Genomic DNA, 14,022 nt, shown 5'->3' with positions numbered 1-14,022 from the left:
GAGTTTTCATCGTGCCATAGCCGCCTCGAATTTCTGTGCTCATTTGCGTCAGCTTGTCAGGCCCCGTTGGCGGAATCGGACAACCTGATCAAATTGCCTCCAACATTGGGCGCCCCAGGGATGACGAGGGTCGGGCGAACCTATCCTGAGACTTCGCACAGAGTTATCCACAGATTCTGTGGGCAAACCGCTGAGTGATCCGCAGCCGTGCAGGTTCGTAATTCCCCGTAGTTGGGTGCAATCGCTTGAGAGTTCCGGTAGTGTCGCGCCCTTTTTGCCGCAAGGACCCATTCCCAATGACCGCCGAGACTATCCCTAAACCCAAGGCAAGCGAGAGCGTCTGGAGCGACAGTGATCCCGTTGTGCTGGTTCTGACCATTGGCTTTATTCTGCTGTTTGTTGGTGCTTCTGTTGTCGATGCCGATTACGTGGCTGACCTGATTGGTCACGGTTTTTCGTGGACCGCAAAATATCTTGGTTCTTTTTTCCAGCTGCTCCTGCTGCTCACGTTTTTTGTGGCGGTTGCCACGGGCGTAAGCGGGGCCGGTCGGGCCAGGATTGGAGGGCTGGATGAGCCGGAGATTGGCCGGTTCCGCTGGCTATCGATGATCATGTGTACGTTGCTGGCCGGTGGTGGAGTCTTCTTCGCAGCAGGTGAGCCGGTCTATCATTTTGTGGTCACCCCGCCGGCGTTCGACACCGGGGCCGCGTCCCCTGCCGCCGTTGCACCTGCGCTTGCCCAGTCATTTATGCACTGGGGGTTTCTAGCCTGGGCTGTGCTTGGCTCACTAACGGCCATCGTGCTCTCGCGCGCGCACTACTCACAAGGGCAGCCACTGCAGCCACGGACGCTGCTTTATCCCGTGCTAGGCGAGCGTGTTGTCAGCGGGCGCCTGGGTGGAGTGGTGGATGCCGCCTGCGTGATCGCAGTGGTTGCCGGCACCGTGGGCCCGATCGGCTTTCTGGCGACACAAATGAGCTTTGGATTGCATGAGCTGTTCGGTGTCTCCGATGGCTACGGTACTCAGCTCATGGTTCTGGCTGTGCTGGCAGGGGTATACATGACATCCGCAATGACCGGGCTGCATCGGGGTATCCAGCTGCTCAGTCGTTTCAACGTCATCCTGGCGCTGATTATTGCCGGCGTTATTTTTGTGTTTGGCCCCACGCTATTCCTTACGGATGTCTACCTGCAATCCATGGGCGAATATCTGGGCTCGTTTTTTTCCATGGCGACCATGACAGCACAGACGGCGCCCGATTGGTGGATGAAGTGGTGGACGGTGTTTTTCTTTGCCTGGTTTATTGGCTATACCCCCTTGATGGCAGTGTTTGTATCGAGAATCTCACGGGGTAGAACCATCCGTGAAACCATCATGGCAGTCGCCATACTGGCACCCATCGCCACGACCATCTGGTTCACGTTGCTGGGTGGCTCTGGCATATACCATCAGCTGTCCGGCACGTTTGATTTGACCGACGCTTTGAACAATTTCCGGTTTGACGTCGCCACATTGACGGTTGCGCAGGCACTGCCGGGAGGCACCTGGATGGCGGCCGCAATCCTGTTGCTGACCACCATCTTTGTGGCGACAACCGGAGATTCGATGAGCTACTCCATTGCGATGGTGGGGGCCGGCCATGACGAGCCGCAACCCTGGATTCGCGTTTTCTGGGGTGGCGCCATGGCACTGATGGCCGCGATTCTTCTCTATATGGGGGCCGGTCAGATTGGGGTGTTGCAACAGTTCATTGTTATCACAGCCATTCCGGTGTCGTTGATTATTCTCCCTTCTTTGTGGACCGGTCCCCGGGCCGCATCAGCCCTGGCGAAAGAGCAGGGGCTGGCTTAGGTTTTTACTTTTCCCCTCAGGGATTTGATCTCTCCACGGCGGGTTTTGTTATCCACACGCCGCCGTTGGGAGGATTTCGTCGGCCGCGTTGGCCGGCGGGCTTTTTGCGGCTTCACTGCCTCCTGAATGAGAGTCTTGAGTCGGTTCAGCGCGTCCTCTTTGTTCTGCTCAAACGTGCGGAAAGACTGCCCCTTGATCACAATCACGCCGTCTTTACTGATGCGCTGGTCGGACAATGCCATCAAACGTTCTTTGTAAAACGGCGGCAGGGTGGAATGCAGGACGTCGAACCGGAGGTGTACGGCAGAGGCAACCTTATTCACATTCTGACCGCCGGCCCCCTGGGATCGTATCTGCGTAATCTGGATTTCCCAGTCTGCCAGTTCGACGGCATTGGATAATTTCAGCATAGTGGCACGTGTTGAGAGCTCGGATTCGAGTGTTTACGAGTATCATCCTACGCAATCCGGCAACCAATCAGAAGCGATGAACACAGGGAGACACCGAATGAAGGTGATGGTTTTAGGCGCTACCGGCCTGACCGGAGGCATGGTGGTGGAGAAGCTCCTCGAGCAGCCGGAGATATCGACTGTGATCGCTCCGGTTCGCCGGCCGATGGTCGTGGAAAATTCGAAACTGGAGCAGCGCTTCATGGATTTTGATGCGATGGAGGCTCAGCCTGACGCTTTCCAGGTGGATGTCCTGATCTGTTGCCTTGGAACGACCCTGAAAAAGGCAGGCTCCAGAGAAGCCTTTCGCAAGGTCGATCATGACTATGCATTGAAGGCAGCTCAGATGGCCCGTAACGCCGGTGCACGGGCATTGATTCTGATGTCGGCCATCGGAGCATCTTCGCAATCCCCGGTTTTCTACAATCGAGTCAAAGGAGAGCTTGAGGACAATGTCCGGGCGCTGAAATTTCCTTATCTTACGATCTACCACCCGAGCCTGTTGCTGGGGCAGCGCAAGGAGGCTCGAACGGCCGAGGCTCTTGGTGTGGCCGTCATGCCGGTTGCGAATCGGGCGTTGATCGGGCCACTGAGAAAATATCGGGCGATTGACGCGGAAGCCGTAGCGTCGGCCATGGTCAACGAGCTTGAGACCATTGGCGGAATCACTTCGGGCGGTGCAGTGGTGAGAGTGTGGGAGTACGACGATATCTTAACGATGGGCAATCGTCGCTAATGCTGTCCTTCACCTGATGTAAAATCCGGGTCACTGTTCCCGGGTGATCGATGAGGTTGATTAATGAAATATGTACTTGTTCCTTTTATGGTGTTTTCCGTACTCATGGCGACAGGTTGCAGTCGCCCGGAATCGCCCCAGGAAGTATCCGAAGCATTTTGGCAAGCTGTACTTGAAGAGGATGCTGAAGCGGCCGCAGATTATTCAACCCTGGTCGATGAAGCGGGGTTCGATGGTTTTGAACAGCAATGGCAGAACGTGAGCATTGAGTGGGGGCGTGTGGTCATTGATGACAATCTGGCTCGGGTAACCACCACCCTGAGTGGTCTGGAGGGCCGGAACGAAGCCACGGAGTCCTTAACCTATCTGGTACGTAAAGGTGACGACTGGCTGGTGGATTATTATCGCACCGGCGATGCCCTGAAACAGGGCCCGGTATGGGGAAGTCTTGTTGGGCAGCTGGAAAGACTGGGTGAAGATCTCAAGAGTCGCTGGGCAAATCAATCCGATGAGATGGCGGTAGAGCTTGAGAGGCTGGGGCGGGAGTTGCAGCAACAGGCCCAGAGTATGAATGAAGATATGTCGGCGTTGGCTGAAGAGTACGGTGACCAGCTGAGCCAGCATCTGGAAGAGCTGTCTGAATCCCTGCGGGAAGCGCTTGAATCTACTCCATCTGCAACGCCGCAGGACAAACGTACCTTGAACGAAACGGTAATCAGGCTTGAAGACCAGCGGGAGCAGTTGTCTGAAGCCAACTTGAAAACGCTTGCGGAGAGCACCGCGACCGCCGCCGAAGCCCAGCTGCAATTGAGCGAATTGAGCGAGGAGTTTGCGGCCTACAAGGCGGAATGGCGGCAACGTGTTGTCGACATGCAAGCAGAAATGGCTGAGTTTCTGGAGAATCTGAAGACCCGCTGAGCTCAGGGGGGGGGGCTCCTTGCCCTTCCATGGTGCGTATTTTTGCTGGCGCACCCCGATGGTGCGCCCTCTCATCCTTTGAATCCGGCAATTGCTACCTCCCTTCAGGTTTTGACCAGTCCGCCGGTTCAGGCCCGCTCTTTGCTTAGCTTCCTTCTGAAAGCAGGTATGTTTGCACCACATCGTTGTAGTGCAGGCATGCAGTACCGATTGAGGAAGGCGCGCTATGACTTTACGCAGTGATTCCATGAACCTTTCATCCGATGAGCGGGGCTGGTTGCCCTGGTTTGGGGCCACAGGTAAGTTGCGGATGGGATGGTCCTGTTTTTTGAACCGCCAGCAATATGCAACGAATGAAGAGATATTCGAGAGCATCGCGAAAACCCGTCGCGAAGCGCTGATTAACTGGGCAAATGGCAAGTGGGCCTTCCTTGAGGGGCTTGCGGCACGGCTTGAGGGTAGCGAAGAGGATAGCATTTCAGAGGTGCTGGATTCGGCCGTTACGCGCCTCCGGGAAATCTCCGAGCTTTTCGTTGTGAGAGAAGATGGCTCTGTTGTCGCCTCGACGGTGACCGGCAGAACCGGAGCCGCAGGTCTCATGCCCGCGGCCGTGCAACGAGGGGTGAGAGAGCGGTTTCTCCACGGGCCCTACAGTGATCCGGTCACCTTGCAGCTTGGTGCCACAACCTCCAGGTTTCATGACGATGTCACGCTGATGTTCTACCAGCCGGTCGCTCTCGCTGGCAATCAGGCAGCGGCAGTCTGTGCCCGGGTTCCGAACGATGTCATGAGTGACCTGATTCAGCGCGAAGCCGGGCACATTTTTGAAGAGTCCGGCGACAACTACATTTTCATGATCGACAGTCAGTTTGATCCGTCGATCAGACCGGGAGTTGCCCTGTCGCGCTCGCGGTTTGAAGACGCCACCTTCAGTCACGGTGACAACCTCAAAGACGGAATCCGTACGGGCTTCGGTACAGTACGGATTCGGGAACACACCGAGTTCGAAATACGTTTCACCGACCCGGCTACGGGGCAGTTGCACCCAGGGGTACGCGAAACCATGGCCCGCGGTGAAAACCTCTACGTTAAGTACCCCGGCTATTCCGACTATCGCCACATACCGGTGATTGGCAAAGGCGTGACCTTCCAGTTACCCGGGTCTCCTGATCGTTGGGGCATGATGTGTGAAGGCGACCTGGAGGAGGTGTATCGGAAACGTTCGGTCAGCTATCGACTGACGGCGCGGCTCGGGGTCCTTATGGCGCTTATCTGGGCAGCAAACGTAGCGGTTTCGGCAAGCGGTGCTCCCCTGTGGCTGGAAGCCTCCGTGAACGCGATGGTTGCGCTCCTGGGGCTTGTCATCTTCCGGGCAAGTTCCGCCAAACCATTGGCAGATAGCCTGTCATCACTTGCGGATGTCATACGAAACATTGCCGAAGGAGGCGGGAATCTGCGCCAGCGTCTCGATGTCGGCAAGACCAAGCGGGATGAGAGCGGGGATCTCGCGCGCTGGATGAACAGCTTTCTGGATACCCTCGACGGCATGGTGGGGCAGGTCATCAGTCTTGCGGGTGAATCCCGCTCCGCCAGTGAACACCTTGTGGGTCAGAACCGCCAGGCGGATGAAAAGATTCAGCAGGTGGTACACGACATAGAGCAGATGCTGAAGGGCGCAGATCTGCAGCAGAACGAAATCGAAAATGCCTCGACCACAGCGCAGGAAATGCGAGTAAGTATGGAAGATGTGGTGGCTCGCGCCAAAGATCAGTTTGCCCGTGTCAGCCGTGAAACCGAGAGCATTCGCGACGTTATCGTGCGTTCGGCCGAGGGTATCCGCGCCGCGAGTGAACGCACGGATGAGATCGGCAAGGCGGCTGAAATGATCAACGACATTGCAGCCCAGACCAATCTGCTAGCGCTCAATGCGGCCATAGAAGCGGCTCGGGCCGGTGAGGCAGGGCGAGGATTTGCAGTCGTCGCCGACGAGGTCCGGCAACTGGCCAGCAGGACAGCCCAGGCCACGACGGAAATTGATGAGCGCCTGTATCGGGTGCGGGAAGAAACTCAGCGCGCCGTAACCACGATGGAAGACGGCATGGCAGAAATGGAGACCCGTCTGGCTCAGGCCCGGGCAGCGTCGGATGACAACGCAGAGCTGCATCACATGGTCGACAAGCTCTTCCGGGCGATCTCGGGCATTGCGGAAACTAACGCTGTTCAGAGTGCCCAGACCAGTGGCGTTGCTGACAGCGTAAGCTTCATGACCGCGGTGATCGCGGGGTTGACCGCAAGTTCTGAGATGACGCACGTGTCGGCAAACAAGCTGAAAAATCTGACCGGTCAGTTTCAGGTGAGCAATGCCTGAAAGAGAGTGGCCGGGGCGCTTCGGCCCCGGCCAATCGGTGGGCCCAGGAATCAATTCGTCAAAAGCGTTTCATACACCTCTGCCAAAAGGGCGCCGTCCAGCAGGGACAACAGTCGGTTGTGTGATACGGAGACGCCAGACCACGTCTGGTTCCAGCTGCCGGTACAACCATAGGTGATCAGGGTGGTGTTGTGGTGGGCGTAGTCCAGGCAACGACCGCTTCCCTCATTCCGCAACTGCTGGTTTTCCTCATTGTATTGCCAGCGCTGGTTGGCATTATCGGCCTGGCATAAAGTCAGTCCGAGTCTGCCGTTGACAGGCGTCAGGCATTCCCAGGGGGTAGCCGTTGGATGGATCCGGCCTTTCAGGTCCATGGTCCAACGGGGCGTACTGGCAAGATCCTGAGGCAGCGGCGTGAGAGCCACATAGCCATCTTCATCAAGGTTGCTATCGAAGAACAGGTTGTTGCCGCGAATGACGTCACCGCTGGGGACCAGATCATCGGTCGAGTCAATCAAGCCGTTTTCGGTGAGGGCGCGAAGCAGCCGGCTCCGGGTTTCCGACACTGTCACGTTGGCGCGCCGGGCCTGTTCGAGAATGACGGCAATCTCTCGGGTTGCCTCGTCCTGTTCCTTCAGTTGTTCAAGGCGCTGCCAGGCTTCTGTCGACAATTCATCCCGCAATTCAGTATCGGTATAGCTTGCAACCAGCGTCGCAAGTTCACCGTTCATCACCGCGAATTGAGTGGCATCCAACGCCATCAACGACACTTCAATCTCGGCTATTTCGCGTGCGCGCAGCTGTTGATAGCCAATGTCCTGGCCTACTATGCCAACCGGAGGCAGGTCGGGTATGGATCCGTCAAAGCTTGTTTGTGTCAGGGTCTGGATATTGCCCTCCCGACGACAGAGCAAGCTGGCGCTGGTCGGCCTGAAATCCGCGTGCAGATTGAAATGCAGCTGATTGACACTGCTGGCATTGTGTCGGTCCGAGGCCACGGACACCTGCTTTTTATTGCCTTCGGCGTTGCTGACTTCCACCCAGCAAAGGTCGCCGCCAGCGCTCAGGTCTGGCTTCGGCAGTTCAAATACGTTGCCGTAGTTGCCGTGGAAAACCGGGTAAATGACAGCGGCTGTTCCATCGGGATCGTAGCCACCGAGGATAGTGGCCACCGGAACGCCAACCTCTACCGGTGCAGGGTGTGAACTGCTGAAGTTCTCATACTGCCCCGTGGTTGTGTTCCACTTCTTGTAACCTGAAGGGAAACTGGTATCCGGTACTGGTAGCCGTGCCACATCGTTCTGGATTATGCGGGCGGAGTAGCCGGTGTAATGCGTGTAGACCGAGAAAGGCCCACCGTCTGAACCGCCAGACATGGCGTCGCGCTTGAAATTGTAGGCGCCTGATTCATCCACACCGAACAGGTTGGCGCGCATACGATCCCGGTGTGCGATGTAGCCCCAGCCACTGTCGGCATGGTGTACTGCCCAGCGGCCGTCCTCGGTCAGACCCTGGCCTGGGTAGTGCCCCAGCCCGTAGGCGTGCCCCCACTCGTGACTGGCCTCGTTACCCCAGGTGGCGTAGAGCGTTCCGATGCCGTTACCGCCGCTCAGCCCGTGGGACACCCTGCCATTCTGATACATGCCCCAGGCGTGGTGGTTGGTAATCTGTTTGAATACGTGGGGGTGGCTCTGGTTCATGTGATTGCTGGTATAGCCAAAGTTGGCCATGTTGATACCAACACTGACCTGTGACTTGGCCACATTCTCACGCATATCGCCGCTATAGACACCGCCCTCAGCCTGGCTTGCGCCATCTGCCTCTTTGTCGTAAATGACACCTGATCTGATGATGACGCGGTCAAGTACCGCGTCGGCATAGCTGCCCATGACCAATCGCGATACAGGCATGGTCTGGAAGTAGTCGGTGGCGGCCATGATTGGGTCACGAAGAGTGTAGTGTCCGTTTTCCTGGCCTGGTTCGGTAAGCATACCCAGCCGAATACTCTGGAAAACAATCTGAGAGGCTTCGCCAATGTCGATATTGCCAGCGGGGAGGTCCCCAAAGACTGAGGTGTCCGAATCGCGATCGGCAACAAAGCGAAGGGACATTCCGTTCCTGATCGTGTCCCAAGGCAGCCGGATCGACCAGGCCTGTGTGGAATACTGAACTTCCCGGGAACCGGTCACATCGGATTCAGGCAAAGCATTGGGGTGTGCCATGGCCAGGGTCATGAGCGGTTCGCCGTGAAGACTCACTTCCACATCAACGGTTGTCGGGTTGAGGCCAGGTTGGGGAACAAACAACAACAGGGCATCCCTGAGCGCCGTGATTCTCGGCATGTATTTGCTCTGGGTTTCGTCAACCTGATTGCGCTCGAAATTGTTGGCTGGAGCGACCGAGTGAGTTTGCACAAACTGGACTTCACCCTTGAGTTCGCCGCCGGAGAGGTCGTTCCTGAGTCCTCTTTTATTACCTTCGAAATCCTGTGAGTAGAAATCCCGCGCAGCAGTTGGCAGGTAGGCTGCGGTATGTTCAACCTGAAGTGAACCAGACAGCGTGACGGTTTGCTTGCCATTGGTTGCCTGGATGGAAACTGGCACCTTTGCAGAAACGTCATCAGCCTCAGGGTTTCCGGTTATTTCGCCAGTGGCCGGATCGATGGAGGCCCATTCCGGGAGTTGTTTGGCCTGATACGTGATATCCCCGGAGAGTGTGTTGATTTCGGCCCGGAACACATAGCTTGTCGCTGCAACCGCATTGGGCAGGTTAAGGGTGCGACTGGTGGAAGTGGACCTATCGCCTCCGTCTGAAGAACTGCTACCGCAGCCAGCAAGCAATAGTCCGGTTAATCCAAGTACAACGGTTTTGCTCGAAAACATCTTGAATCCCTGTGAGTTTTCCTGTTTTTCATCTTTTTACAATTCCGGCGGGGATTCTGAGGTTTGTCCTGGATTCCGGACAGCGGTTGTTTGTAATAAAACTGTAACAATATTGAGTCCATCACAGTTAGGTCTGTGATGGTTGGTTTGAGGAGGGAGTCTATGGTAGGCGATTGAGGGGCTGGATGGCTGTTGTAAGGGGCGGAGCCCCGGAATCCGTTTCGGGTTCCGGGGAAGACGCGCAGGCTCTTGATCAGAGCCCGTAAGAACGCGAAATGGTGTCTATCTCACCGCTTTCCTGCATGGCCTGGTAGGCTGTATTCAGGGCTTTGATCAAGTCGGGATCAGAGTCCTTGTTAATGGCCAGATACATCGGGGTTTCGCGGAAAACAAGAACTGCCTCAAGGCCGGTCACGTCGGAGGCATCGGCGGCCAGGTAGGGGCCTGCCAGGCCATCGGCCACCCATAGATCGATCTGATCCTGTTCCAGCCGCTTGGCATTCAGTCCATTGTTGGTGATGGCGGAAACGTCGAATCCTTTGTCTTCCAGGTATCCCGTCATCACATCGCCCTTGTAGCCACCGATACGGTAATCACGGGCATCCTCAAGATCGTCCAGTTTGATGCTGGAGCCGGGCTTGGCAAACAGGGTCCACTTGATGCTGGAGAGTGGTCCCACCCATTCAAAGAAAGGCTCCCGCTCGTCTGTCTTGGATACGCAGTAGATACCGTGGTCTTCGTGCCGTTGGGCGCGGTTCATGCCATAGCTGAGGTCACGCAGTTTGATGCTGTAGTCGACCTTGGCATTTTCAAGAACAGCTTTGAGCACATCGGTGCAGAGGCCGGTGATTTCGGATTCTGAATGGGCAAAGGGCTGACCGTTGGTGGTCATGTTATAAGGAGGATACTGTTCGGTGTAAACGCGCAATTGCTCGGAAGCAGTGGCACAGCCTGCCAGAACCAGCATGGCGGCGAGAAGTCCGAGTTTCCCTTTCATGAGGATGCTCCGTTTTCGGTTGAGAATTTGGGAGCTCACTATGATATTCAACAGGTGTTCAATGAGGCAGCTCGGATTCCTCTGCTTTACATTTGTGTCTTTCAGTGGTTGCGGTTAGTTAACGTTGTGTCCTGAGTGATTCAGGCCGCAACAATACGGTTTCTCCCTGCGTCTTTTGCTTCGTAGAGCCGTCCATCCACAGTGGCCAGAAATTCGGTTAGTGAATCATTCTGCGACGGAATAATGGTACCGATACCCATGCTGAGTGTTACCAACTGGCTCGCCGAATTATCTGCATGGGGAATCTGTTCACGAAGCAGCTCACTGATGCATCGCTCCGCCACTCTCACGGCGGCATCGGCATCGCTTTCCGGCAGAACAATGACGAACTCTTCGCCACCGAATCGTCCCACAAAGTCTTTGGGGCGTTTAATGGTTTTTGCTAGCACGGAGCTAACCCGTCGCAGGCATTCGTCGCCCTGAATGTGGCCATATAAATCGTTGTATTGTTTGAAATGGTCGATATCGAGAAGAATCAGTGATAACGGCTGACGGTTGCGCTGTGCGCTGAGCCAGGTGTCTTCAATAACGGTGTCGAACATCCGTCGATTGGACAAACCGGTCAGGCCATCCTTGAATGAGTACTCTTCGAGTTTCTTCTGAAGGGCTATCAGCTTCTCCTCGGTTTTCTTGCGTTCGCTGATGTCGAACATGAAGCCGATCAGGGCTTCTACTTCGCCACTGTCATCGCGAACAACATGCACGACGTCACGTATCCAGACATAGTGACCGTCCCGATGCAGAGCGCGGTAGTCTGCTTCATGATCGACGCCGCACTCCGATTGTTTGACGCAGAAATTGACGACCCACTCCTGATCCTCCGGATGCATACGGGTGGCCCAGTCTTCGACACTTTTCCAGCTATCCTGGGGCCAGCCCAGCAATGCATCTATCTGCGGGCCGATGTATTCGAACGCCATGGTCTGCCAGTTGATTTTCCATGGAATCGCCTTTGTGGATTCCAGCAGAGCCTTGTAGACAGAGCTGTCCGGCGTCATTTCGATGGATTGTTCTGGCATGTCTGGTTCCCCCGGAGATGTGCGCGGGCTACGGTCTGATATGTCGAGTATGTCATGACTTTGCGGCTAGAATACTGCTTTTATGTCACTAACAGTGATCTTTCGCAACTGACAAGACAAGGAAACGTCCATTGGAAGCATTACTCTTTCTCGTTATCGGAGCTGGCGTGCTGCTGGTGCCTTTGGGCTCACTTCTGGGCTTTCTGGCGTTCCGGCAAAGAGACCGTCACGCCTCCCGGGTCGAGGATCTGGCTCGGGAAGTCGCCGACCTCCGGGCAGAGGTTTCCAGGCTTCGCGATACCGGGGTTTCTCTGCCGGATCCGGTGACGCCGGCCACCCCGGATGTGCCGGCGGATGTCGGGTACGTGCGGGAGCCAGCAAGTTCGGTGGCAGAAACGACAGACGCAGAGACATCTCGGGAGCCGGCCGCGGAAGACACAGCAATTGCCGTTCCCATGAATCGGTCGGATGCTCTGGTATCCCGTGGCGTGGCGGCATTCAAAGCCAACTGGATGGTCTGGATTGGCGCGCTGAGTGTCAGTCTTGCCGGGATCTTTATGGTGAGCCATTCGATTTCCGCCGGACTTATCGGACCAGTGCATCAGTTGCTGATGGCGTTGTTGACCGGGTTGGGGCTGCATGCAGGCGCGGAATATTTTCGTCGGCGTCACATGGGGTCGGATCAGGTCTTTGCAGCACTGGCCGGCGGTGGCAGTGTCACACTCTATGCAGCCTTGTTGGCGGGCGTTCATCATTATGGGCTGATCGGGCCCGTACCGGCGCTTTTCGCACTTGCACTGGTTTCCGTCGCGACCATGTTTCTGGCGCTTGTGCATGGCCCATTACTGGCCATTATGGGGCAATCGGGTGCCTATCTGGTGCCGCTGCTGGTCGGGGGGGAAGGCGGAAGTGCCGTCTTTGTGCTGAGTTACAGCGTTGTGATCACCGTCAGCTCCCTGCTGTTGATGCAGTATGTCTACCGTCCCTGGCTTTGGTTTGGCACCCTGGCCGGCGCCGGACTCTGGTGGCTTCTGGTTGCCGTTAGTGGACGCCACGGCCTGGCGGTGTCCTGTTATCTTCCCGTGCTTTTCCTGTTGTTTTCGGTCTTGCCCGGAAATGGCCTGCTTCCCCTGCAGCGTCGAAGAGACGCCTTGCTGGCAACGTTGTTGGCCTGGGGAGCGTCTATTGCCTGGCAATCGACGGATGATCCCGCTTTTCTGGCGTGGCTATGGATGCTACCGGTCGCGGTATTGTTGCCCCAAAGCCGGCAGCGACTGTGGTTTTTGCCCTGGACCGCTGTGTTGGCCACGTTTGCCGGCTGGCTTTTCTATTATGCCGATCTGAGTCAGGACGTTCTGTTCAGGCCGTTGGGACAGAGTTTCCATCAGCCCTTCATCACCTATCTGATTCTTGCCTCTGTGCTGGTGGTATTGAGCGTCCTCTGGCAGTGGCGGACGCAGCTGGAGCTGAGGCGGTGGGCGTCGCTGGCGATGCTGGCGCCCGTTATCTGGCTGTTACTGGGTTGGTTGCTTGTTCAGGGCGGGCAGGCTGCAGGCAACTGGGCGTTGGTCGCGCTCCTGGCGGCGGCGGTCTATGGTGTCGTTGCCTGGCGCTTGGAGCACTCGCCAGGTTATCGCGTTGGCCTGGTCTGGGCGATACTGGCTGCCCACGCGTGCTATTCCATGGCGGTTGCCATGTGGTTGCAGGAAGCGTCAATGACATTGGCACTGGCCACTCAGTTCGTCAGCCTGGTCTGGCTTGGACGCCGATACCAGGCGCCCGAGCTGTTCCTGATTCTCAAGGTTTTACTGGCCATTGTGGTGGCGAGACTGACCTTCAATCCATGGTTGCAGAGCTACGATGCGGGTGGGCATTGGTCCCTTTGGACATACGGAGGGGCCACGCTGTTTGCTGGCGCTGCTACCTGGCTGGCCAGAAAGGAGGTGATTCGGCCCTGGCTGGAAGCTGTCACCTTGCATCTGCTGGTTCTGTTCCTGGGCGTGGAGCTTCGTTACTGGCTATACAATGGTGATATTTTTGCGCGGGAATATGGCGTCACCGAGGCGTCAATCAATACCGTGCTCTGGGGCGCTTTGAGCATCGTCTACGTTTTCCGGTCCAGGGTCGCGGGAACGCTGGGGTGGCTTTACCGGTTGCTGGCGAGGGCACTGACGGTGATCGCTGTTCTGAGTTATCTCGTTGTTGCCGTGGTGCACAACCCCTGGTGGACCGACGGCACTATTGGCAGTACTCCGGTATTCAATCTGCTGTTGCTGGCGTATGGCGCGCCGGTCCTTCTGGCTCTGGCCAGCGCTCGATACTCCGATCTTGTGCCCGTTCGCTGGTCTCTTTGTACGGCTGCAGTGGCTTTCGGGGTGTTCACTTTGCTCGAAATCCGGCATCTGTGGCAGGGCAGTGCGATGACTCTGTCCAGTGGAATGGGGGAGGGCGAGCTCTATACCTACTCGGTGATTGGTATGCTCTACTCGATTGCCGCGATCCTTTGGTCCACACGTAACCAGAGCGAACTGCTGCACAAGGCAGGAATGATTCTGCTTGGTCTGGTCATCGGCAAGATCTTTCTGGTGGATATGGCCGGGCTGCAGGGACTGTGGCGGGTTGCTGCCTTTATGGGGCTGGGGCTGGCGCTGCTTGGCCTGGCGTGGATGTACCGGCGAACCTCCGGCTCCGGGAAGGCGTCAGAATCCTGAGACCGTTGATCGGGATTTTGGCGTTGCCC

At 56.6% G+C, this 14,022-nt stretch carries 9 protein-coding genes; 5 read left to right on the top strand and 4 right to left on the bottom strand.

All coding sequences use genetic code 11. The features are described 5' to 3' along the window. Positions 1-296 precede the first annotated feature (296 nt). Positions 297-1,853, top strand: coding sequence for a BCCT family transporter (locus tag Q675_RS28280; protein WP_023011186.1), 1,557 nt, complete (start codon positions 297-299; stop codon positions 1,851-1,853). Here the strand turns inward: Q675_RS28280 and arfB are convergent. Then, positions 1,850-2,263 (bottom strand): alternative ribosome rescue aminoacyl-tRNA hydrolase ArfB, encoded by a 414-nt coding sequence (arfB, locus tag Q675_RS28275; protein WP_022991515.1) that lies wholly within the window; start codon positions 2,261-2,263, stop codon positions 1,850-1,852. The genes Q675_RS28280 and arfB overlap by 4 nt on opposite strands. Before the next feature lie 97 nt (positions 2,264-2,360). On the opposite strand from arfB, the gene Q675_RS28270 reads away from it, so the two are divergent. From Q675_RS28270 to Q675_RS28260, 3 genes are all read left to right on the top strand, one after another. After that, positions 2,361-3,038 carry an NAD(P)H-binding protein gene (locus Q675_RS28270; RefSeq protein WP_023011185.1) on the top strand — a complete coding sequence of 226 codons (678 nt, stop codon included), beginning with the start codon at positions 2,361-2,363 and terminating at the stop codon, positions 3,036-3,038. A gap of 63 nt (positions 3,039-3,101) precedes the next feature. Beyond that, on the top strand, positions 3,102-3,956 hold the full coding sequence (locus Q675_RS28265) for a hypothetical protein (RefSeq protein WP_022991513.1): 855 nt from the start codon (positions 3,102-3,104) through the stop codon (positions 3,954-3,956). Between the two features lie 226 nt (positions 3,957-4,182). Beyond that, the gene (locus Q675_RS28260) at positions 4,183-6,324 is read left to right on the top strand and encodes a methyl-accepting chemotaxis protein (RefSeq protein ID WP_023009173.1); all 2,142 of its coding nucleotides are present in this window, start codon (positions 4,183-4,185) and stop codon (positions 6,322-6,324) included. Positions 6,325-6,374: 50 nt separating this feature from the next. On the opposite strand, the gene Q675_RS28255 is transcribed toward Q675_RS28260, so the two are convergent. The 3 genes from Q675_RS28255 to Q675_RS28245 form a co-directional block, all read right to left on the bottom strand. After that, positions 6,375-9,206 (bottom strand): M66 family metalloprotease, encoded by a 2,832-nt coding sequence (locus Q675_RS28255; protein WP_023009172.1) that lies wholly within the window; start codon positions 9,204-9,206, stop codon positions 6,375-6,377. Positions 9,207-9,459: 253 nt separating this feature from the next. Next, positions 9,460-10,203: a substrate-binding periplasmic protein gene (locus Q675_RS28250; RefSeq protein WP_023009171.1), complete on the bottom strand. Its 744-nt coding sequence runs from the start codon at positions 10,201-10,203 to the stop codon at positions 9,460-9,462. A 140-nt stretch (positions 10,204-10,343) separates the two neighbouring features. Next, the gene (locus Q675_RS28245; RefSeq protein ID WP_022991510.1) at positions 10,344-11,282 is read right to left on the bottom strand and encodes a sensor domain-containing diguanylate cyclase; all 939 of its coding nucleotides are present in this window, start codon (positions 11,280-11,282) and stop codon (positions 10,344-10,346) included. A 131-nt stretch (positions 11,283-11,413) separates the two neighbouring features. Between Q675_RS28245 and Q675_RS28240 the strand changes: the two genes are divergently transcribed. Continuing rightward, entirely contained in the window at positions 11,414-13,993 is a 2,580-nt protein-coding gene (locus Q675_RS28240) for a DUF2339 domain-containing protein (protein ID WP_023011184.1), read from the top strand. Positions 13,994-14,022 lie beyond the last annotated feature (29 nt).

The sequence above is a fragment of the Marinobacter sp. EN3 genome (assembly GCF_000475315.1).
In the GTDB taxonomy this organism is placed as follows: domain Bacteria; phylum Pseudomonadota; class Gammaproteobacteria; order Pseudomonadales; family Oleiphilaceae; genus Marinobacter; species Marinobacter nauticus.
The sequence above is the reverse complement of the archived record's forward strand: the minus strand, read 5'-3'. Positions and strand labels throughout refer to the sequence as shown.